The organism is Rhizobacter sp. Root1238, assembly GCF_001425825.1.
Classification (GTDB): Bacteria; Pseudomonadota; Gammaproteobacteria; order Burkholderiales; family Burkholderiaceae_C; genus Rhizobacter.
In genome coordinates this window covers 92,267-113,383 of the sequence record NZ_LMDM01000050.1, presented here as the reverse complement: position 1 = coordinate 113,383, position 21,117 = coordinate 92,267, and the positions used below count along the sequence as shown (strand labels likewise).

The following is a 21,117-nucleotide window of genomic DNA, read 5'->3' as shown; positions in this document are numbered from 1 at the left end:
GCGGCGCCCGCGTTGTCGCGCGCCCTGATTCTGGCCATCCAACTCGAGGAACCCATGAATCAGACCACCACCACTCCCTCCCCTGCCGACCCGCCGCGCATTGCGGTCGTCTGCGCCTCGTGGCACCGCGAGATCGTCGAACAGGCCCGCCGCGGGCTGCTCGACGAATTCGAACGACGACGGATTTCCACCGACGGCATCGATGCGTTCGACGTTCCCGGCGCCTTCGAGATCCCGCTGCATGCGCAGAAGCTCGCGCGCAGCGGCCGCTACGACGCGATCGTCGGTTGCGCGCTCGTCGTCGACGGCGGCATCTACCGTCACGAGTTCGTCAGTGCGGCGGTGATCGACGGTTTGATGCGCGTGCAGCTGGACACCGGCGTGCCGGTGTTCTCGGCCGTGCTGACGCCGCGGCACTTTCATGAGCATGCGGAGCACCGGCAGTTCTTCAGCGAGCACTTCGTCAAGAAGGGCGCCGAAGTCGCCGGTGCCTGCCTCGCGACGCTGGAAGCGCTCAGGGCGCTGCCGGCATGACGCCGCTCAGTGGTTCCTGACGTAGAACCACAGTCCGACGCCGATCAGCGCCAGCACCGAGATCCCGAACGGGAACTCGGTGTGCCGCCGGTCTTCGAACCGGAACAGCAAGGTGATGACCTCGCCGAGCAGCGTGCCGACGACCGGGCCGAACAGGAAGCCGATCAGGCCGAAGCCGAACGCGCTGCCGCCGATCCAGCGGACGAACACCGGCCGCAGGTCGGCCACGTCGATCGCCGCGTGGTACACGCCCAGCCACCAGGCCACCGCTGCGCCGATCACGGCACCGACCACCGCGCCGACAAAGCCCGACGCGAGTCGATCCCCGAAGTCCAGTTGCGCCATCGTGGTGGTCTTCAGTGCTTGCGGCGGTCGAGGCTCGAATGGCCTTCGATCGCCGGAGAGGGGCGCAGGCGTTGCGGCGACAGCTCGTCGCGCGCCCGCTGCTCGAACGACATCAGCCGGCCGAACTCGAACAGCACCAGCCCGATCAGCCCGATGCCGCCGGCCATCGCCAGCACCTGTGCCGCCAGCAGCGCATCGGCCGCATGCAGCCACGGGCCCGCCACCAGGCTTGCCAGCCCGACCACCGCGCCGGCGTGCAGGCCGGCCGAACCGACGCGCTGCAGTGCATCGGCCAGGCCGACGGCCGGCCAGGCGTCCAGCGTGCCGGGCAGGCGCACGACGAGGCCGATGCGGTACAGGCCCGCGAGCACCAGCACCAGCGCAATCAACCCGGAGAACAGCGCGGCGGCGGCCGTGGTGGCATCCTCGAAGAGCGGCAGGCTGCCGAGCCGCGCCAACGCGAGCGGCACCAACAGCCCGAACAGGTTCAGGCAGTAACAAAGCTTGAGCAGGAACGTGGCCCGTTTCATGTGGTCTGAGTCTTCTGAAGTGAAACGCCTCCCCGGCGCATGAACGGCGCAGTCTAGCGAGCGCGCGGGCGCGCGTCGCGCACGGGGCGCCCCCCTGTTGGGGGGGCTGTCGGCCGGCGGCGACAACCGTCGTGAGCAACGGTGTCGCGAGCGCCCCGTCGCGGCCGGGCTGGACGGCGTGCCGGTGCCATGGAGAATGGCGCCTTTTGCCGCCGCCGGAGGATTTCCCGATGCCCCACCGCCACCTCGACACCCGCAAGCGCTGGCTCGCACTGGCCGTGCTGTGCCTGGGCGTGCTGATGATCGTGCTCGACACGACCATCGTCAACGTCGCGCTGCCGTCGATCCGCAGCGACCTCGGTTTCTCGGAGACCTCGCTGGTGTGGGTGGTCAATGCCTACATGCTGACCTTTGGCGGCTTCCTGCTGCTGGGCGGGCGGCTCGGCGACCTGTACGGCCAGCGGCGGCTGTTCCTGCTCGGCATCGCCGGCTTCACGATCGCGTCGCTCGGCTGCGGGCTGGCGCAGTCGCAGGGCGTGCTGATCGTCGCGCGCGCGGTGCAGGGGCTGGCTGGCGCGGTGGTGTCGGCGATCTCGCTCTCGCTGATCATGAACCTCTTCACCGAGCCGGCCGAGCGCGCGAAGGCGATGGGCGTCTACGGCTTCGTCTGCGCCGGCGGCGGCAGCATCGGCGTGCTGCTGGGCGGGCTGCTGACCGGCGCGCTGAGCTGGCACTGGATCTTCCTGGTCAACCTGCCGATCGGCATCGCAGTGGCGGCGCTGTGCCTGGTGCTGCTGCCGGCGACGCCGCCGGTGGCCGGCGGCACGCGGCTCGACGTGGCCGGTGCAGCCACCGTCACCGGCGCACTGATGCTGGCGGTCTATGCGATCGTCAACGGCAACGAGGCCGGCTGGCTGTCGCTGCAGACGCTCGGGCTGCTCGGTGCCGCCGTCGTGCTGATGGGCGCCTTCCTCGCGGTCGAGGCACGCGTGGCGTCGCCGCTGGTGCCGCTGTCGCTGTTCCGGCTGCGCAACCTGTCGACGGCCAACATCGTCGGCGTGCTGTGGGCGGCGGGCATGTTCGCGTGGTTCTTCATCTCGGCGCTGTACCTGCAGCTGGTGCTGGCTTACACGCCGATGCAGGTGGGGCTGGCGTTCCTGCCGTCCAACCTGATCATGGCGGCGTTCTCGCTCGGGCTGTCGGCCAAGCTGGTGATGCGCTTCGGGCTGAAGAAGCCGCTGGCCGGCGGGCTGCTGGTGGCCGCGCTCGGGCTGGCGCTGTTGGCGCGCGCGCCGGTCGACGGCAACTTCTGGATCGACGTGCTGCCGAGCATGCTGCTGCTCGGCGTGGGCGCCGGCGTCGCGTTCAACCCGCTGCTGCTGGCGGCGATGAGCGAGGTGCAGCCGCAGGATTCAGGGCTGGCCTCGGGCATCGTCAACACCGCATTCATGATGGGCGGCGCGCTGGGACTGGCGGTGCTGGCCAGCCTGGCGGCGGCGCGCACCGGCGGGCTGGTCGGCACCGGGGTCGACGCGAAGGAAGCACTGACCGCGGGCTACCACCTCGCGTTCCTGATCGGTGCGGTGTTCGCGGCGACCGGCGGCTTGCTCGGGGCGGCGCGTTTCACCACGGTGGCCGCGCCGGCCGATGGATCCGCGGCGCCTGCGGCGTGAGTCGCAGGCCGCGTCCCGGATTGGCCTGGGCTACGTCAACTGCACTCGAGCTGCAGCGACTGGATCGAGCCGCCGACGCCGAGCTTCGTGATCAGCCCGCCTTCGCGGCTGTTCGGGCCGAAGGCGATGGAGCGGTCCTTGAACATCGCGTGTTCGTAGACGCGCAGCGTGGCCTTGGAGCCGGTCACCAGGCTGTCGATGTTCTTCTTCAGCTGCCGGCCGTTCATCTTGTCGGCGCTGTCGAGCGAGACCGGCCCCACCAGCGTCGCGACCTCGCCCTTGAAATTGCGGTCGCTGTAGAACTGGACCCAGCAGCCGGATTCCAGCTGCGGCGCCGTCAACTCGACGGGCACCTGCACGATGACCGGCTGCGGGCGCGTGTCGCCGGTGTCCGTCTGCAGGTTGCTGGGGGTGGAGCTGCAACCGGCGGCGAGCAATGCGGCGAGTGCGGCCAGCGACAAGGACGTGGTGGTGCTTTTCATTCGACTCCTCGTGAAGGTGGAGCGGCCTCCGAGGCGGCGACCGGTCTTCGCGGATGGTCGATGCGGCACGTCGGGCCGTCGATCAGACGGCGGCCTTTCGCGATGTAGGCGGGCATCACCTTGCGGGGCCGACCCGGATGGGCGTCCGGGACCCCGTCCTTCACTTGTCGGCGTCGCTCTTCAACTGCGGCAACGCCGCTCCCCCCGCCGACGTCAGCAGCCCTGCCTGCGAGTACACCATCAGCTTCTCGCGGGTGTCGGCGATGTCGAGGTTGCGCATCGTCAGCTGGCCGATGCGGTCCAGCGGCGAGAACGGCGCGTTCTCGACCTTCTCCATCGACAACCGCTCCGGCGCGTAGGTCAGGTTCGGGCTGTCGGTGTTCAGGATCGAGTAGTCGTTGCCGCGGCGCAGTTCCACCGTGACCTCGCCGGTGATCGCGCGCGCCACCCAGCGCTGCGCGGTCTCGCGCAGCATGATGGCCTGCGGGTCGAACCAGCGGCCCTGGTACAGCAGGCGGCCGAGCTTCAGGCCGTTCATGCGGTACTGCTCGATCGTGTCTTCGTTGTGGATGCCGGTCACGAGGCGCTCGTACGCGATGTGCAGCAGCGCGAGGCCCGGGGCTTCGTAGATGCCGCGGCTCTTGGCCTCGATGATGCGGTTCTCGATCTGGTCGCTCATGCCCAGGCCGTGGCGCCCGCCGATGCGGTTGGCTTCGAGGAACAGCTCCACCGGGCTCGCGAAGGTCTGGCCGTTCAGCGCGACCGGCCGGCCTTCTTCGAAACGCACCGTGACCTCTTCGGCCTTCACCGCCACGTCGTCGCGCCAGAAGGCCACGCCCATGATCGGGTTGACGATGCGGATGCCGCTGTTCAGGTGCTCCAGGTCCTTGGCCTCGTGCGTGGCGCCGAGCATGTTGGAGTCGGTGGAGTAGGCCTTCTCGGCCGACATCTTGTAGCCGAAGCCGGCCTTCGTCATGAAGGCCGACATCTCGGCGCGGCCGCCGAGTTCGTCGATGAAGAGCTGGTCGAGCCAGGGCTTGTAGATCTTCAGGCCCGGGTTGGTCAGCAGACCGTAGCGGTAGAAGCGCTCGATGTCGTTGCCCTTGAAGGTGCTGCCGTCGCCCCAGATGTTGACGTCGTCTTCCTTCATCGCCGCGACCAGCATCGTGCCGGTGACGGCGCGGCCGAGCGGCGTGGTGTTGAAGTAGGTGATGCCGGCGGTGGAGATGTGGAAGGCGCCGGCCTGCAGTGCGGCGATGCCTTCGTTGGCCAGTTGCAGCCGGCAGTCGACCAGGCGTGCCTTCTCGGCGCCGTACTGCATCGCCTTGCGCGGGATCTCGTCGTAGTCCGGCTCGTCGGGCTGGCCGAGGTTGGCGGTGTAGGCATAGGGCACGGCGCCCTTGAGCTTCATCCAGTGCAGCGCGGCGCTGGTGTCCAGGCCGCCGGAGAAGGCGATGCCGACTTTCTGCCCGAGGGGCAGGTTCTGGAGGATGGTGGCCATCTGGGGTCTTCGAGAGGAGGGGAGAAACGATCCGACGAGCGGGCGGGCCGCTATTTTCGGTCCTTTTTCGTCCGGTCCCGCCCACATTCCTTTCCCGCGATCCGGCGAAGCTCAGAGGTTGGGGGGACCGTCGAATGGCACCAGCATGCTTTGGACCTCGGAATGCCGCAGGTGCCGGGAGAACAACTCGGATCCATCGCACAGGGGCGTGTCGAGGATTTCGAACACCCGCTCGACCTTGAAGAAGACCCAGTCGACATGGGCACCGTCCATCGCAACATACGAAGACTGCCTTGTGAGAGCGAGCGCCGCCGCCTTCTCTTCAGCCTCTTCGGCGCTCCCGCCCGCCACGAGGATGAGCGACTCTTCCCACAGATTTCCGTCATCGAACACGCCTTCGCGAGATGAGCGGAACAGCAGGTTGGCGGCGAACAGCAGATCGCTATTTCTTGAATCGGTTGTCATTGATGAGCTTCCATGCCTTCTTGGCCGCACTGTCACCGGCCTTGGCCTGATCGAGTATTTCCTTCAGTGTGCGGTCCCTGAACTGTCCTGGGAACTCTCGATGGATGGATCCCTGGCAATTCTTTCCAATCCAGTCGCCGGCTCGGGACGAGAATTTTTCGATGACGCTCCTGGCAAGGGTCTGCTCTTGCGGGGCCAGCGCCTCCATCAAGGTTTCAAGCTGCCGAACGTCGCCCCGGGCAATCGCTGAATTCAGCGTCGCGTTCGGACTGTCCAGACTCTGAAGACCGTGCGGATCAACATACGACAGCGGATTGCCATGCACATAGGGATAGGGCGACACACTGCCGGCCGCGAGCCCGATCGGGTCTGGCTGCGTGTAGCGCCCATCCTCTGAGCTGTAGTAGCGGAAGTAGTTGTAGAACAGCCCCGATTCCTGGTCCGCATACTGGCCCGGAAACCGCAGATTGAACGTGAAGTGGCCCAGCCCGCTCGGGTTCGTTTCCGGCGCGGTCGTTCCGAACGGCTCCGACATCCATCGCCAGCGAACGACGTTGTTCTTGTCGATCACGACGCGCGGCGTATCCAGATGATCGGTGTGGATGTAGTACACCAGCGGCTCGCCCGTCGGGTTCGCCGCATCGGGCATGAACATCGCCATCGGCGTGTCGTGCAGCCACACGTATTCACGCAGGGCCGCACCGTTCTGGTCGTACTCGCCCAGCAAGTGCCCTGCCCGGTCATACGCGAAGATCACGGTGCTCTGCGGCCCCGTGCTGCTGACCTTGCGCACCCGCCGTCCCTCCGCGTCGTAGGTGTAGGTCGTCGTGACGCCAGCTTTCGTGAGCGTGGCCATCTGGCCCCGCAGGTTGTAGGTCGCTGTGTAGCCGGCGGCGACGGCGGCCTGAGACACCGCCAGCACCGCCATCGTGATGAGTTTCTTGAGGTTGAGGGTCATGGTCCTTCCTGTTCCATCGAGTTCTGATGGCAGGAAGCCTCGGCCCACATCTTGAAGAAACTTTGCACAAGACCTCGCCGGCAGCGGAAGCCGGTCAGTGAAAACGAAGTCTCGGCGGGTCTGCTAGCCCCCGCTGCGCCGCCTCGCCAACGCCGCCCCCTCCCCCAACGCCTTCAGCTTCGCCTCCGCCACCGCCCGGCTCATCGGCGCGAGTCCGCAGTTCGTGCACGGGATCAGCCGCTCCTTCGGCACGAACTGCAGCGCGCGGCCGATGGTGTCGGCCACCTCCTCGGGCGTCTCGATGGTGTCGCTCGCGACGTCGATCACGCCGACCATCACGTCCTTGCCGGCCAGCAGCGCCATCAGGTCGGGCGGCACGTGCGAATGGATGCACTCCAGGCTCACCTGGTCGATGCGGCTCGCAGCCAGCGCCGGGAACACCTTCTCGTACTGGCGCCACTCGTCGCCCAGCGTGTTCTTCCAGTCGATGTTCGCCTGGATGCCGTAGCCGTAGCAGATGTGCACCGCGGTCGTGCAACGCAGCCCTTCGGCCGCGCGCTCCAGCGCCTTCACGCCCCACTCGGCCGCCTCTTCCATGTAGACGTTGAAGGCCGGCTCGTCGAACTGCACGATGTCGACGCCGTCGGCCTCCAGCGCCCGCGCCTCCTGGTTCAGCAGCTCGGCGAACGCGAAGGCCATCTTCACGCGGTCGCCGTAGAAGCGGTCGGCCACGGTGTCGACGATGGTCATCGGGCCGGGCAGCGTGAACTTGATCCTGCGCTGCGTGTGCGCGCGCAGGAAGCGCGCCTCGGTCTCGTGCACCCGGCCGGTCAGGCTCAGCGGCCCCACCACCTGCGGCACCATCGCCTTGTAGCGGTCGCGCCGGATGCCCATCTCGACCTTGTGCTCGAAGTCGATGCCGGCCACGCGCTCCAGGAAGCCGTGCACGAAATGCTGGCGCGACTGCTCGCCATCGCCGATCACCGACAGCCCGGCGTCTTCCTGCGTCTTGATCCACAGCAGCGTCGCATCGAGCTTGGCCTGCGCCAGCGCGGCGCCCTCGGCTTGCCAGGTGGGCCACAGCTTGCCGGTCTCGGCGAGCCAGGCGGGTTTCGGCAGGCTGCCGGCGAGGGTGGCTTCGAACATTCGGACATCTCCTGTCATCGGGTGCAACGAGGGGTGCGCAAGGCATGGCGTCCTACGACTCTGCGCGCGGACGGCCGACACGGCGGCGCGCCACGGCCCGCTACCTTGAACGATCCGCGCGATTGTCCGCCGCCTCCCGGAGATTCCCCGTGTCGACTTCCCCTATCCCCCGCGCCGCGGATTCGACCCCGCCGCGTTCCGCGCTCGCCTCGGTGCTGGCCGTCCTGCTGATCCTGTCCGGCCTCGCGCTCGCGGGCGGCGGCGCCTGGCTGATCGCGCTGGGCGGCAGCCCGTACTACCTCGTGGCCGGCATCGCGGCCCTCGCCTGCGGCGTGCTGCTGTGGCAGCAACGCGCCGCGGCCCTGTGGGTGTTCAGCGGCCTGCTGCTCGCGTCGCTGGGCTGGGCGCTGTGGGAATCGGGGCTCGACTGGTGGCCGCTCGCGGCCCGCCTCGACGTGCTGTTCGTGCTCGGGCTGCTGCTGGTGCTGCCGCCGGTCGCGCGTTCGCTGCGCCTGCGCGGCTGGAGCAGCGCGCGCGGCGTGCTGGCGCTGCTGCTGGTGGCCTCGGCGGGCGTCGCGGTCGCCTCGTGGACGGTCGACCGCCACGACCAGCGGGGCAGCCTTCCGGCGGCGGCCGTGCAGGCCGCGTCCGATGCCGCCTCGGGCGTGCCGATCGGCGAATGGCATGCCTACGGCCGCAGCGGGCTCGGCCAGCGCTGGTCGCCGCTGTCGCAGATCACGCCGGACAACGTCGGCTCGCTGCAGCTGGCCTGGCAGTTCCGCACCGGCGACCTGCGCGGCCGGCCCGGCGATCCGCAGGAAACCACCTTCGAGGTGACGCCGCTGAAGATCGGCAACCGGCTCTACCTGTGCACGCCGCACCAGTCGGTGATCGCGCTCGACGCCACCACCGGCGCGCAGGTCTGGCGCTACGACCCTCAGATCCAGGGCGAGCTCGCGCTGCAGCACCTGACCTGCCGCGGCCTGTCGTACCAGCCGCCGCGCGCCGAAGCGGCCGGTGGCGCTGCGTCGTCCGCGGCGCCGTCGACGGCCACCGACACCTCGCCGCTGCGCGCCGGCGCGCTGGTCGCCGCCACCGGCGCCGGCGTGAAGGCCGTCGACCAGTGCCCCGCCAAGCTGTTCATGCCGACCGCCGACGGCCGGTTGATCGCGCTTGACCCCGAGACCGGCGCGGTCTGCCGCAGCTTCGGCGGCGGGCGCGGCCAGATCGACCTGTGGGCCCACATGCCGAACCTGAAGCCGGGCTCGTACTACGCCACCTCGCCGCCGGTGGTCACGCAGAAGCTGGTGATCGTCGGCGGCACGGTGCTCGACAACTTCTCGACCCAGGAGCAATCGGGCGTGATCCGCGCGTTCGACATCGACACCGGCGCACTGGTCTGGAACTGGGATTCGGGCAACCCGGAGGCCACCGCGCCGCTCGCGGCCGGCCAGACCTACACGCCGAACTCGCCGAACAGCTGGTCGATCTCGAGCGTCGACGAGGCCCTCGGCATGGTCTACGTGCCGATGGGCAACCAGCCGCCCGACCAGTGGGGCGGCCGGCGCAGCCCGGCGGTCGAGCAGTTCTCGTCGTCCGTGGTCGCGCTCGACCTGGCCACCGGCCGCGCGCGCTGGGTGTTCCAGACGGTGCACCACGACCTGTGGGACTACGACGTGCCGGCGCAACCCAGCCTGGTCGACCTGACGGTCAACGACGCGTCGGTGCCGGCGCTGGTGCAGCCGACCAAGCACGGCGAGCTGTTCGTGCTCGATCGCCGCAGCGGCCAGCCGATCCTGCCGGTCACCGAAGTGCCGTCGCCGCAGGGCGCGGCCACCGGCGACCACACCGCGCCGACGCAGCCGCGCTCGGCGCTGTCGTTCGAGCCGAAGCCGCTGACCGGCGACCAGATGTGGGGCGCGACGATGTTCGACCAGCTCGGCTGCCGCATCGCCTTCCACCGGCTGCGCTACGAGGGACGCTTCACGCCGCCGTCCGAAGGCGGCTCGCTGGTCTACCCCGGCAACTTCGGCGTCTTCAACTGGGGCGGCATCGCGGTCGACCCGGTGCGCCAGATCGCGTTCACGACGCCCACCTACCTCGCCTTCGTGTCGAAGCTGGTGCCGCGGCCGGACGACCGCGCACTGATGGTGCAGGGCAAGGGCGACCCGAAGGGCCCGCTGCCGGCGCTGAACGAGAACTTCGGCGCGCCGTTCGCCGCGAAGATGAATGCCTTCACGTCGCCGTTCGGCCTGCCGTGCCAGCAGCCGCCGTGGGGCTTCGTGGCCGGCGCCGACCTGCGCACCGGCCAGGTGGCGTGGAAGCACCGCAACGGCACGGTGCGCGACCTGTCGCCATTGCCGCTGCCGTTCCGCATGGGCGTGCCCAACATCGGCGGGCCGGTGCTGACGGCCGGCGGCGTGGCCTTCCTGTCGGGCACGCTGGACGACTACGTGCGCGGCTACGACGCGACCACCGGGCGCGAGCTGTGGACGCAGCGCCTGCCGGCCGGCGGCCAGGCGACGCCGATGACCTATGCAGGCGCCGACGGGCGGCAATACCTGCTGGTGATGGCCGGCGGCCACGGCTCGACCGGCACGCGGCCTGGAGACTACGTCCTCGCCTACACTCTGCCGCGGTGATCGACACCAGGACTCCCCAGGACATTCCCATGCAAACCACCGCCTCCGGCCTCCAATACGAAGACACCGTTCCCGGCACCGGCGCCGAAGCGCAAGCCGGCCAGCACGTCAGCGTGCATTACACCGGCTGGCTCTACAACAACGGCGTCAAGGGCGCCAAGTTCGACAGCAGCAAGGACCGCAACGACCCGTTCGAGTTCGGCCTCGGCGCCGGCATGGTGATCAAGGGCTGGGACGAAGGCGTGCAGGGCATGAAGGTCGGCGGCACGCGCGTGCTGGTGATCCCGCCGCAGCTCGGCTACGGCGCGCGCGGCGCCGGCGGCGTGATCCCGCCGAACGCGACGCTGATGTTCGAGGTGGAACTGCTGGGCGTCTGAGCCCTCTCCGTTCGCCCTGAGCCTGTCGAAGGGCCTGCTCGCATGGCACGAAGGCTTCGACAAGCTCAGCCCGAACGGGTGTTGCCATGACCATCCGCTACGACATCACGCACACGACGACGTACCGCTACTCGAAGCCGGTGCGCTTCGGCGAGCACCGCGTGATGTTCCGCCCGCGCGACAGCCACGACCTGCGCGTGCTCGCGACCGACCTGAAGGTCAGTCCCGACGCGAGCGTGCGCATGATCCAGGACCCGTACTCGAACTCGATCGCGCTGGTGCAGCCGCTCGGCGAAGCTGCCGAGTTGCGCTTCGTCTGCTCGTTCACGATCGAGCATGCAAGCAGCCACAACCTCGAACTGCCGCTGTCGCCGTCGGCCGAGTTCTTTCCGTTCTCGTACTCGGTCGACGAGCGCTTCGACCTCGAGCACTACCTGCGCCCGCACCACGACGACCCGCAGGGCAAGCTCACCGCGTGGGCCCGCCAGTTCATCCGCACCGACGGCCCGACCGGCACCCGCGACATGCTGGTGCGCATGAACCAGCACATCCGCGACCACTTCACCTACGCCGACCGCGACGAGGAAGGCACGCAGGACCCGCTGAAGACGCTGGCGTTGAACACCGGCAGCTGCCGCGACTTCGCGCTGCTGATGATGGAGGCGGTGCGGCGGCTCGGTGTCGCGGCACGTTTCGTGTCGGGCTACCTCTATGACCCGGCGCTCGACCCGGCCGGGGCACCACGCGATGGCGCCGACGGCAACGACACGGTTCCCACCACCGGTGCCGGCGCCACGCACGCCTGGCTGCAGGCCTACCTGCCCGGCGCAGGCTGGCTGCCGTTCGACCCGACGAACAACCTGCTCGGCGGCTCGCAGCTGGTGCGCGTCGGTGTCGTGCGCGATCCGAAGCAGGCCGCACCGATCTCGGGCAGCTGGTTCGGCGATGCCGATGCCTACATCGGCCTGCAGGTCGACGTGAAGGTCACGCGGACCGGCTGAATCCCCTCGAAGACGGTCTCACGCCCTGGACACCGGCCGGTGCCCGTGCTCGAAAGGCGGACGGCCGACCGGATCGTCGCTCTCGTCCTCCTGCGGCTCGCCGCCACGGGCCATCGCGTGGTACTCCTCCATCAGCTTGGCCTTGCGCGACGCGAGCCGCGTGCCGACCGACTTCAGGTCGACCTTGGCCTTCTTCGCCTTCGGGAAGATCTTGCTGTGCTCTTCCTCGACGTGCGCATCGATGTGCTTGCCGAGCACGATGACCTTGGCATCGAACTGGTCGTCGGCCGGCTTCATCGCCGAGATCTCGGCGATCAGCTCGCGCGCACTCGCATGCTCGACCTCGGCCTGGTCGACCAGCGCGTCGTCGCCGATCGCCGCGCGCACTGCCGGGTAGAAGATCTCTTCCTCGATCTGGCCGTGCACCGTCAGCTCGGTGCAGATGCGCTCGGCCACCGCGCGCCGTTCGCCTTCGGTGTTGCTGCGGTCACTCAGTTGATGGAACGCGATGAACAGCTTCTTGATCGCGATGTGGTCGGCTTTCAGCATCTCGATGGCGTCGAATCGCGATGGCTTCGCGCGGGGACGGGGAGCGGCTGGCATGGTGATCTCCTTTCAATGCGACTGCAAGGTTGGATTGACTGCATTCAGGCGAGCGTGGCCACAACCCGGTGCCGTGCACCGTCATCGACAAAGGGCACGCCGCTCTCGGGGGAAACAGGGTTCCCGTCGTGCTGCAGCGACCAGGTGCCCTGGCCCTGCTCGCGCTTCGACGGGTTGCTGACTTCGACCTCGTAGACGGTCTTGCCGCGCCGCAGCGTGACGCTGAAGCCCGGCCAGGCGGCCGGCACCACCGGCGCGACGTGCAGCACGCCGCCGCGCACGCGCACGCCCAGCAGCTCCTCGATGCCGATGCGCCAGTACCAGCCGGCGGCGCCGGTGTACCAGGTCCAGCCGCCCTTGCCGGTGTGCGGCGATTCGCCGTAGATGTCGGCCGGCATCACATAGGGCTCGACACGGTAGCGCTGCACCGCGAGCCGCGAATCGCTCTTGCCGATCGGGTTCAGCATCGCGTACAGCGGGTACGCGCGCCGGGCATCGCCGAGCCGCGCAAAGGCCATCGCGGTCCACACCGCGGCGTGCGTGTACTGCCCGCCGTTCTCGCGGATGCCGGGCACGTAGCCCTTGATGTAGCCAGGGTCGTGCGCGGTCTTGTCGAAGCTCGGCGTGAACAGGCGGATCAGCTGCGACTCGCGGTCGACCAGCATCTCGTCGACCTTCTCCATCGCGTCGCGCGCGCGCTGCGGGTCGGCGCCGCCTGCGATCACCGCCCAGCTCTGCGACAGCGAATCGATGCGGCATTCGTCGTTCGACGCCGAGCCGAGCGGCGTGCCGTCGTCGAAGTAGGCACGCCGGTACCACTGGCCGTCCCAGGCGTTCGCGTCGACCGCGGTCATCAGCTCCTGCGACAACAGCGTCCATTCGGAGACCAGGTCGGCGCGCTCGCGGCGCATCGCGATCGGCATGAACTCGTCGAGCACCGACTTCAGGAACCAGGCCATCCAGACGCTCTCGCCCTGGCCCTTCCAGCCGACCCGGTTCATGCCGTCGTTCCAGTCGCCGCAGCCCATCAGCGGCAGCCCGTGCACGCCGCGCCCGCGGCTCACCTGGATCGCGCGCACGCAGTGCTCGAACAGGCTCGCGCTCTCGTGCGAGACCGTCGGCTCGAAGTACTGGCTCTCTTCGTGCGGCGGCAGCTGCGGGCCTTCGAGGAAGGACACCGTCTGGTCGAGCACCGCATCGTCGCCAGTCACCGACACGTAGTACGCCACCGCATACGGCAGCCACAGCCGGTCGTCCGAGAAGGTGGTGCGCACGCCCTTGCCGCTCGGCGGGTGCCACCAGTGCTGCGCATCGCCCTCGACGAACTGCTGCGCCGCCGCGCGCAGCAGGTGGTCGCGCGCGAAGCCGGGCCACGCATGCACCAGCGCCATCACGTCCTGCAGCTGGTCGCGGAAGCCGTAGGCGCCGCCCGCCTGGTAGAAGCCGCAGCGGCCCATGCAGCGGCTGCTCAGCACCTGGTACAGCAGCCAGCGGTTCAGCATCAGGTCGAGCGAGCGGTCGGGCGTGCGCACTTCCACAGCACTGAGCAGCTCGTCCCACTGCGCCTTCACGTTCGCCAGCGCCTGGTCGGCGTCGCGCGTGGTCATGCGCACCAGCTCGTCGGCGCCGGCGAGGCTCGCTGCCTGGCCGAACGAGAACACCACCGTGTCGGACTCGCCCGGCTCCAGCTTCAGCTCGACCTGCATCACCCAGCACGGGTCGGGGCCGACGCCGGCGGCCTGGCGCAGCGTGCGCTGCGACTCGAGCGCCTGCGGCGCGCCGAGCCCCTGGCCGATGCCAATGAACTCGGCACGGTCGCAGGTCCAGCCGCTGACCGGGTGCGAGCTGCCGAGCCACGCGATGTCGCGCCCGAAGTCGGCGTTCATCGGGTTGCGCGCATACAGCGTGGTCGACGCATTGCGGCCGGCCCAGGTCGACAGCAGGTCGACCTTGCCGCTGCGGTTGTCGCCCAGGCACAGGTTGACATACAGCGTCAGCGTCAGCGTGCGGCGGCGCGCGCTGCGGTTGGCCACCCGCAGGCGCATCAGCTTGGCCGGCCGGTCCCACGCGACGAAGTGCGTCAACTCCGATTCGATCCCTTCGGCCTGCGTCGTGTAGCGGCTGTAGCCGGCGCCGTGCGCGCATTCGTGCGTCGCGCCGGGTGCGCTGCGCGGCTGCGCGGTCGGCGTCCAGTAGGCGCCGGTCGCGCGGTCCTGCAGGTACAGGATTTCCGACGACGGATCGACCAGCGCATCGTTGGACCATGGCGTCAGCTGGTTCTCGCGCGCATTGATGCGCCAGGTGAAGGCCGAGCCGCTCTCGGACACCAGCGTGCCGATCTGCGGGCTCGCCATCACGTTGACCCACGGCGCCGGCGTGGTGCGGCCTGGCGGCAGCACGATGCGGTACTCCTTGCCGTCGGGCGTGAAACCGCCGGTGCCGTTGAAGAACTGCAGTTCCGCGGTGGCGGTCGGCTCGACCGGCGCACCGCCTTGCGCCAGCGGCGCGCGCAGCGGCATCGTCTGCGGCAGCGGCGGCGCCTCGCGCGGTGCGCGCCGGCGCAGTTGGTCGCCCAGCAGGCCCTGGCCGCCGCGCAGCAGCACGCGGCACAGCGTCATCAGCAGGCGGCGCTCGTCGTCGGGCAGGCGGTCGCCGCGCAGCACGTAGATGCGGCCGCCGGCGGCCGGCGCATCCGGGCCGGCGCCGGCCTGGCGCACCATGTTCTCGATCGCATGCTGCATGTCGTCGGAGTACGAGGTGGCGCGGTCGTTCAGCACCACGATGTCGACCTCGAACGAACGCGCCTTCCAGAAATGGTGGCCGCGCACCATCTGCTGCACCAGCGGCAGGTCGTCGTTGGAATCGATGGTGACCAGCAGGATCGGCCGGTCGCCCGAGATGCCGTAGCGCCACAGCGCCCGCTGCGACAGCTGGTTGCCGCGCATGAACTCGGTGCCGGGGCGGAACGTGGTGTCGGAGAACATCAGGTAGGCCGACAGCGCCTGGAAGTGCGTCGCCTCCTCGCTGCCGACGCCCAGCTGGTGCAGCTTGGCCTGCGCATACACCCACGAGCGCGAGATCTCGCGCTGCAGCGCGCTGAACGAGCCGAGCCGTTGCCACGTGCGGCTCGCGCTCTCGCGGTCGGTGCCGAAGGCCAGCACGAACGCGACGCGTGCCGACTGGCCCGGCTTCAGCTCGAGGGTCTGGCGCAGGCAGAGCACCGGGTCGAGCACCGCGCCGGTCGTCATCGCGAGGCCGCCCTGCTCGGTCATCGCGATCGGCTCGCGCTTGCCGCGGCCGCGCCCGATCACCGTGCGGCGGTCGGTGTCGTACGACAGCGGCCCGGCCTGCGTGCCCTCGACCACCGCGCCGAGGATCGCGGTCGGCGCCGACTCGTGCGACGCGCGCGGGCGCCGCGTGGCCAGCAGCGCGCCGCGCGCCGCGTCGTACTCGGTCGTGATGAACAGGTTCGAGAAGGCCGGGTGCGCCATGTCGGCATTGCGCTGGTTCAGCACCACCTCGCCGAGTGCGCTGACCTCGATGCGGCGCAGGCCGTGGCCTTCGTTGGTCAGCTTCAGCGTGCGGATCTCGGCGTCTTCCTGCTGCGCGACCACCACCTCCAGGCTGCTGCGGATGCCGTGCTGGCGCAGGTCGAACTGCGCGCGCGCCTCGGCGAACTCGACCGACTGGTGATCCGGCTCGCTGAAGGTCGGCGCGAGCGTGGCCGACCACAGCACGCCCGAATCGGCATCGCGCAGGTAGATGAAGAGGCCGCAGTCGTCGAGCACGCGGTCCTCGCGCCAGCGCGTGATGTCGAGGTCGGCGCATTCGCTGTAGCCCGAGCCGCTGGCGGTCAGCGCGGTCGCGTAGCGTCCGTTCGACATCAGGTGCACCGCCGGGCGGCGCACATCGGTGGCCTGCACGCGGCGCACGCGCTGCGTCGAATGCCGGGCCAGCTTGTCGTGGCGCTCCGGCACCGCGGTGCTGTCGCGGGCGATCACCACCGAACCGGCCACCTGCTCCTGCAGCAGCAGGTCGAAGGCGTTCATCTCGGGCTCGCGGTGGAAGCGGTCGGCCAGGCTGTCCGGCGTCAGCAGCGCGGTCAGCGCGAGCAGGCTCATCGCCTGGTGGTGCGCCATGTGGCTCTTGACGATCGCGCACTTCTCGTCCTCGCCGAGGCGCTCGGCGGTGAAGTCGATCGCCTCGTAGAAGCCGTGCGGCCCGAGCGCGCCGAGCCTGTCCAGCGCAGCGAAGTTCTGCCGCACCTCGGCCGGCGCGAACGGCGCGGCCAGCGCGGTCGCATAGGGCGCCACCACCAGCTGACGGTCCATGCCGCGCTTCAGGCTCAACGCCGGCGCGCCGGACGGGCCGTACTGGTAGGTCAGCTCGACGTCGCGCACGTTGACGCCGGATTCGGAGATGCCCCAGGGCACGTTCTGCTCGCGGCCGTAGCGGATCTGCTCGGCGATCGCGTTGTGGCAGGTCTGGTGCAGCAGGCTGCCGGGCGGCGTCTTCATCACCAGCGCCGGCATCAGGTACTCGAACATCGAGCCCGACCACGAGATCAGCACCGGGCCGGCGGCCACCAGGCCCATGTGCCGGCCGAGCCGGAACCAGTGGTCGACCGGCACGTCGCCCTTGGCCGCGGCGAGGTAGCTGCCGAGCCGCGATTCGGACGCCAGCAGGTCGTAGCGCCCTTCGTCGAGCTGGTGCTCGGCGACGCGGTAGCCGATCGAGAACAGCTTGCGCCGTGCATCGAACAGGAAGCCGAACTGCATGCCGCGCCACGCGGCCTCGGCCTGCGCCGCGCAGGCGTCCAGGTCGGCCAGCCACACCGCGGTCGCGATGCGCGCTTCGGCGCAGGCCTTCAGCGCGGCGGCCAGCAGCATCGCCGTGGCCGGCGCCTGGCCGTCGCGCTGCTGCGCGGCCTTCAGGGCCGACTCGACCTCGGTCAGGTGCACCGGCAGGTCGCCGACGCAGGGCACCCGCGCGAGCAGTTGGGCGAGCGTGCCGCTGAACACCTCGGGCGCCTGCTGCTGCAAGGTGCCGAACGCCGCCTCGACCGCCCACGGGCAGTGGCGCTGCAGGTCGTCGAGGTGCGCCGCCAGTGCATGGCACAGCCGCGCTGCCTCGTCGACGACCGGCTTCAGCGCGCCGGCGGCGCCTTGCGTGGCACCGTCGGCGCTGCCGAAGGCATACGCCTCGAGCAGCTCCTTCAGGTGCAGCGCGAGCTGCGCCGCCCCGGCCAGCGCACGGCCGGCGTCGGCCGGCGTGGCCGGGTCGGCCTGCAGCAGCTTGGTGCCCAGGTCGGCCACCGCCCGGTCGATCTCGGCCGGGCTGACGTTGCCGCGCGGCGCGCCCTTGTCGCCCCGCGGGCTGCCGGCGCGCAGGTTGCGCCACGCCGACTGCAACTCGAGGAAGCTGTCGCGCGGCCCGGCCAGCCGCTCGGGCCCGACCACCGGGCGTTCGCGCTCTTCCTGCAGCGCACGCGCCACGACGACCAGGTGGGCCGCGAGGTTGCCGCTGTCGACCGACGACACGTAGCGCGGCTCCAGCGGCCGCAGGTACTGGGTCTCGTACCAGTTCAGCAGGTGGCCGTTGTAGGTCTCCAGCTTCGCCATGCTGCCGAGCGTGGCCTTCATGCGCGCGAGGAAATCGCCGCCGGCCAGCCAGCCGAGGTCGCGCGCCCGCGTCAGCGCCAGCAGGTACAGCCCGATGTTGGTCGGCGAGGTGCGGTGCGCGACCACCTCTTCCGGTTCGAACTGCACGTTGTCCGGCGGCAGGTGGTTGTCGGCCGGGCCGACGTAGTCCTCGAAGAAGCGCCAGGTGCGGCGCGCAATGCGGCGGAACTCGCGCAGGTCCTGGTCGCCGGCTAGCCGGCCGGCCAGCAGCACCGGCGAGCTGATCGCGACCGCGATCACCGGCGCCAGCCACCACGCGGCGAGCAGCGGCGCGGCCGCGACGATCGCATCGCGGTTGAACAGCAGGATCAGCGCGCTCGACGCGATCAGCGGCAGCGTCGCGCTGCTGATGGCCCAGCTGAACTGCCGCAACTGCCCGCCCGCCGCCGCCTTGGCCTGCGCCGCGGTGCGCCATTCGAGCATCTTGCGTTGCGAGACGAAGGTGCGCCACACCGCCCGCGCGATCGCGTCGGCCATCACGCAGGCGCTCTGTGCCAGCAGCACCAGCTCGATCAGCGCATGGCCGGCGACATGGCCGAGCTCGCGCGTCAGCTGGATCGGCCGGTTGCTGCGCACGCCCTTCGGCACCGGCGCGAACAGCGCCGAGAACCAGCCGAGCAGCCCGGGCAGGCTGATCGACGCCAGCACCAGCGCGAGCCACGCGAGCGGTTGCGCGGCCGGGTCGATGAAGGCCACGATGACCAGCGCGAACGACGCGATCGGCAGCAGCGAGCGCCGCAGGTTGTCGAGCATCTTCCAGCGGTTCAGCGGCGACAGCGGCTCGGCGCGCACGCCCAGCAGCCACGGCAGCAGCTGCCAGTCGCCGCGCACCCAGCGGTGCGAGCGGGCCGCGGCGACCTCGGAATGCGACGGCGAATCCTCGAAGAACGCGACGTCGCTGACCAGCGCGCAGCGTGCGAACGCGCTCTCGAACAGGTCGTGGCTGAGCAGCGCGTTCTCGGGCACCCGGCCCGACAGCGCGGTGTGGAAGGCCTGCAGGTCGTACAGCCCCTTGCCGGTGTAGGTGGCTTCGCCGAAGGTGTCCTGGTAGGTGTCGGAGATCGCGGCCGCGTAGGGGTCGACACCGGCGCCGCTGGAGAAGATCCAGCGGAACACCGAATGGTCCTCGGCCTGCGGCAGCAGGAACGAGATGCGCGGCTGGAACAGTGCGTAGCCGCGCTCGACGCGGCCGGTCTGCGGGTCGATCTGCGGCCGGTTCAGCGGATGGGCGGCGGTGCCGACCAGCCGGGCCACCGAACCGACCGGCATGCGCGTGTCGGCATCGAGCGTGATCACGTAGCGCACGCCGCGCGGCACGCGCTCGGCGCTGCCGTCCTCGAACACGTACGAGGTGCCGGGTTCGCCGATCAGCAGGCGGTTGAATTCGTCGAGCTTGCCGCGTTTGCGCTCCCAGCCCATCCAGGCGCCTTCGTTCTCGTTCCAGCAGCGCGAGCGGTGGAACAGGTAGAAGCGGTCTTCGACGCGGCCGTCGGTGGCCGTGCCGTTGGCGGTGCCGGCCTGCAGCGGGTAGCGCAGGTTCAGCAGCGCCACCGCCTCGCGCGCCTTCGCGAGCAACGCGGCATCGGTCTCGAGCGACTGGTCGGGCGCGTCGCGCCAGTCGGTCAGCAGCCCGAAGCGCAGCTGGTCGTCGCGGTTCGACAGGTAGTGGCGCTCCAGCTCGCCGACCTGGTGATCGACCTGGTCGAGCTGGGTCAGCATCGTCGGCACCACCACCATCGTCTTGCACTGCGGTGGCAACCCGTGCGAGAACTCCAGGCGCGGCAACTGCGCCGGCCTGAACACGCGGCCGAGGATGCGGTTGATCAGCAGCACCGCGATCTCGGAGGCCGGCCAGACCGCCAGCAGGAAGATCACGAAGGCCGGCAGCGACACATGCTCCTCGCCGTAGCCGGCCCGGAAGGCCAGCGCGGTGAACGCGAAGGTCAGCGACAGCACCAGCGCGGCGTACAGCACCAGGCGGGTGTGGGGCACGGCGTCTTCGATGCGGCGCAGCGGGTTCGGCGTCAGGCCGATGCTGCGCTCCAGCTCGGGCCGGCGGTCGGACAGCAGCCAGCGGCCGATGTCGGTGTCCTCGCCGTCCTGGCCGGCATCGCTGCCCGCCTCGGTGCCGCGAGCGCGCCCGCGGCCGAAGCGGTCGACCACCAGCTCGGCAAGATCGGGCTCCGGCAGCCCGCTGCGCAGGCTCAGCCGCTCCAGCTCCAGCCGGTACAAGGCCTTCGAATGCGGGTCCATGCGCGCGTAGACGCTGTTGCGCTGCAGCGCGCGGTCGACCAGCGAGGTCTTCGCGAAGATGTCGACCCAGTCGCTCAGCTCGATCGCCTTCACGCTGCGGAAGATGTTGCGCACCCGCACGTCGAGCATCGTGCGCACGACCAGGTCGTCTTCGATCGCGCCGGCCTGGTGGACGATGCCGACGCCTTCGGCATGCGCGCCGCCGGCCATGCTGGCCGGGTCGTCGTAGCGGCGGCGCTGCGCCAGCTGGCCGAGGTAGGCCTGGCGGAACACCGGCGACGCGTTCTTCAGGTCGGGCACCGCCGATGCGGCCTTCTGCGTCGGCCCGCGCGACGACGAGGTCAACGCCGCATCGGCCACCAGGTCGGCCGCATGCGCGCCCCGGTGGATCTCGAGGATCTGCTCGGCACAGGCCCGCAGCTGGCGGATCAGCAGGAAGTTCAGGATCGGCGCGAGCAGCGCCAGCTCGCGCAGCATCAGCGGGTGCACCTTCTGGTACTCGACCAGCACGTGCACCAGCTCGTCGGCCTCGAAGTCGAAATCGCAGGCCTCGAGGTAGAAGTGCGAGAACAGCTCGACGCGCGCGCGCGACGGATGGCCGCCGGTCTGGTAGGCCGGCAGGCCGCGCACCGCCTTGTCGGTCAATTGCTGGCTCAGCGCGGTCTGGATGCGCTCGATGACGTAGAAGTTGTCGACCAGCCACTGCGCCGCCTGCGACAGCGAGCGCTGCTCGTCGGTGAAGGTCTCGATCTGCCGCACGCAGGCGCGCAATTCCTCGATCGCGCGCGTCAGCTCGCTCTTGAAACGGGCGCGGCGCACCGAGCGCGACGGCGCATCCCAGCGCGAGAACGCGCCGGCGAATTCCTCGATCGCCGCAGGCAGTGCGAAATCGAAACCCTCGTAGACCGTGATCGAGGGATTCATCG

General features: G+C 69.8%; 14 protein-coding genes. 5 read left to right on the top strand and 9 right to left on the bottom strand.

Annotated elements, in window-relative coordinates; translation table 11 throughout:
* Positions 1-54 precede the first annotated feature (54 nt).
* Positions 55-534, top strand: coding sequence for a 6,7-dimethyl-8-ribityllumazine synthase (locus ASC98_RS28820; RefSeq protein ID WP_056805763.1), 480 nt, complete (start codon positions 55-57; stop codon positions 532-534).
* A gap of 6 nt (positions 535-540) precedes the next feature.
* Here the strand turns inward: ASC98_RS28820 and ASC98_RS28815 are convergent, their stop codons facing one another.
* Together ASC98_RS28815 and ASC98_RS28810 are read right to left on the bottom strand one after the other, a co-directional pair.
* Positions 541-879 (bottom strand): hypothetical protein, encoded by a 339-nt coding sequence (locus tag ASC98_RS28815; RefSeq protein ID WP_056805759.1) that lies wholly within the window; start codon positions 877-879, stop codon positions 541-543.
* A gap of 11 nt (positions 880-890) precedes the next feature.
* Positions 891-1,409, bottom strand: coding sequence for a hypothetical protein (locus tag ASC98_RS28810; RefSeq protein ID WP_056805756.1), 519 nt, complete (start codon positions 1,407-1,409; stop codon positions 891-893).
* Positions 1,410-1,639: 230 nt separating this feature from the next.
* On the opposite strand from ASC98_RS28810, the gene ASC98_RS28805 reads away from it, so the two are divergent.
* On the top strand, positions 1,640-3,082 hold the full coding sequence (locus tag ASC98_RS28805) for a DHA2 family efflux MFS transporter permease subunit (protein ID WP_056805971.1): 1,443 nt from the start codon (positions 1,640-1,642) through the stop codon (positions 3,080-3,082).
* A gap of 35 nt (positions 3,083-3,117) precedes the next feature.
* Here the strand turns inward: ASC98_RS28805 and ASC98_RS28800 are convergent, their stop codons facing one another.
* The 5 genes from ASC98_RS28800 to ASC98_RS28780 form a co-directional block, all read right to left on the bottom strand.
* Positions 3,118-3,564 (bottom strand): hypothetical protein, encoded by a 447-nt coding sequence (locus ASC98_RS28800; RefSeq protein ID WP_056805753.1) that lies wholly within the window; start codon positions 3,562-3,564, stop codon positions 3,118-3,120.
* Between the two features lie 160 nt (positions 3,565-3,724).
* A complete protein-coding gene (gene argG / locus ASC98_RS28795; RefSeq protein WP_056805750.1) occupies positions 3,725-5,065 on the bottom strand; it encodes an argininosuccinate synthase in 1,341 nt (446 codons plus the stop codon).
* 111 nt (positions 5,066-5,176) lie between these two features.
* Positions 5,177-5,530, bottom strand: coding sequence for a DUF4288 domain-containing protein (locus ASC98_RS28790; protein WP_082542107.1), 354 nt, complete (start codon positions 5,528-5,530; stop codon positions 5,177-5,179).
* Positions 5,508-6,488, bottom strand: coding sequence for an RHS repeat domain-containing protein (locus ASC98_RS28785; RefSeq protein WP_056805743.1), 981 nt, complete (start codon positions 6,486-6,488; stop codon positions 5,508-5,510). The genes ASC98_RS28790 and ASC98_RS28785 overlap by 23 nt, the downstream gene beginning before the upstream one ends.
* A 123-nt stretch (positions 6,489-6,611) precedes the next feature.
* Positions 6,612-7,634, bottom strand: a complete 1,023-nt coding sequence (locus tag ASC98_RS28780; protein ID WP_056805739.1) for a methionine synthase — start codon at positions 7,632-7,634, stop codon at positions 6,612-6,614.
* Positions 7,635-7,798: 164 nt separating this feature from the next.
* On the opposite strand from ASC98_RS28780, the gene ASC98_RS28775 reads away from it, so the two are divergent.
* The 3 genes from ASC98_RS28775 (at position 7,799) to ASC98_RS28765 (ending at position 11,654) form a co-directional block, all read left to right on the top strand.
* Positions 7,799-10,276 carry a membrane-bound PQQ-dependent dehydrogenase, glucose/quinate/shikimate family gene (locus ASC98_RS28775; RefSeq protein WP_056805965.1) on the top strand — a complete coding sequence of 826 codons (2,478 nt, stop codon included), beginning with the start codon at positions 7,799-7,801 and terminating at the stop codon, positions 10,274-10,276.
* Between the two features lie 23 nt (positions 10,277-10,299).
* Positions 10,300-10,653, top strand: coding sequence for an FKBP-type peptidyl-prolyl cis-trans isomerase (locus ASC98_RS28770; protein ID WP_157598134.1), 354 nt, complete (start codon positions 10,300-10,302; stop codon positions 10,651-10,653).
* Between the two features lie 86 nt (positions 10,654-10,739).
* Entirely contained in the window at positions 10,740-11,654 is a 915-nt protein-coding gene (locus ASC98_RS28765; RefSeq protein WP_056805733.1) for a transglutaminase family protein, read from the top strand.
* Positions 11,655-11,672: 18 nt separating this feature from the next.
* Here the strand turns inward: ASC98_RS28765 and ASC98_RS28760 are convergent, their stop codons facing one another.
* Together ASC98_RS28760 and ASC98_RS28755 are read right to left on the bottom strand one after the other, a co-directional pair.
* Complete coding sequence (locus tag ASC98_RS28760) at positions 11,673-12,257, bottom strand: hemerythrin domain-containing protein (RefSeq protein ID WP_082542109.1); 585 nt, start codon at positions 12,255-12,257, stop codon at positions 11,673-11,675.
* A gap of 44 nt (positions 12,258-12,301) precedes the next feature.
* Complete coding sequence (locus ASC98_RS28755) at positions 12,302-21,115, bottom strand: GH36-type glycosyl hydrolase domain-containing protein (protein ID WP_056805730.1); 8,814 nt, start codon at positions 21,113-21,115, stop codon at positions 12,302-12,304.
* Positions 21,116-21,117: the final 2 nt, after the last annotated feature.

What these genes read in the sequence shown, in the direction of transcription:
- ASC98_RS28820 (WP_056805763.1), top strand. Translation starts at nt 55, where the DNA reads ATGAATCAGACCACCACCACTCCCTCCCCTGCCGACCCGCCGCGCATT.
- ASC98_RS28815 (WP_056805759.1), bottom strand. Translation starts at nt 879, where the DNA reads ATGGCGCAACTGGACTTCGGGGATCGACTCGCGTCGGGCTTTGTCGGC.
- ASC98_RS28810 (WP_056805756.1), bottom strand. Translation starts at nt 1,409, where the DNA reads ATGAAACGGGCCACGTTCCTGCTCAAGCTTTGTTACTGCCTGAACCTG.
- ASC98_RS28805 (WP_056805971.1), top strand. Translation starts at nt 1,640, where the DNA reads ATGCCCCACCGCCACCTCGACACCCGCAAGCGCTGGCTCGCACTGGCC.
- ASC98_RS28800 (WP_056805753.1), bottom strand. Translation starts at nt 3,564, where the DNA reads ATGAAAAGCACCACCACGTCCTTGTCGCTGGCCGCACTCGCCGCATTG.
- argG (WP_056805750.1), bottom strand. Translation starts at nt 5,065, where the DNA reads ATGGCCACCATCCTCCAGAACCTGCCCCTCGGGCAGAAAGTCGGCATC.
- ASC98_RS28790 (WP_082542107.1), bottom strand. Translation starts at nt 5,530, where the DNA reads ATGACAACCGATTCAAGAAATAGCGATCTGCTGTTCGCCGCCAACCTG.
- ASC98_RS28785 (WP_056805743.1), bottom strand. Translation starts at nt 6,488, where the DNA reads ATGACCCTCAACCTCAAGAAACTCATCACGATGGCGGTGCTGGCGGTG.
- ASC98_RS28780 (WP_056805739.1), bottom strand. Translation starts at nt 7,634, where the DNA reads ATGTTCGAAGCCACCCTCGCCGGCAGCCTGCCGAAACCCGCCTGGCTC.
- ASC98_RS28765 (WP_056805733.1), top strand. Translation starts at nt 10,740, where the DNA reads ATGACCATCCGCTACGACATCACGCACACGACGACGTACCGCTACTCG.
- ASC98_RS28760 (WP_082542109.1), bottom strand. Translation starts at nt 12,257, where the DNA reads ATGCCAGCCGCTCCCCGTCCCCGCGCGAAGCCATCGCGATTCGACGCC.
- ASC98_RS28755 (WP_056805730.1), bottom strand. Translation starts at nt 21,115, where the DNA reads ATGAATCCCTCGATCACGGTCTACGAGGGTTTCGATTTCGCACTGCCT.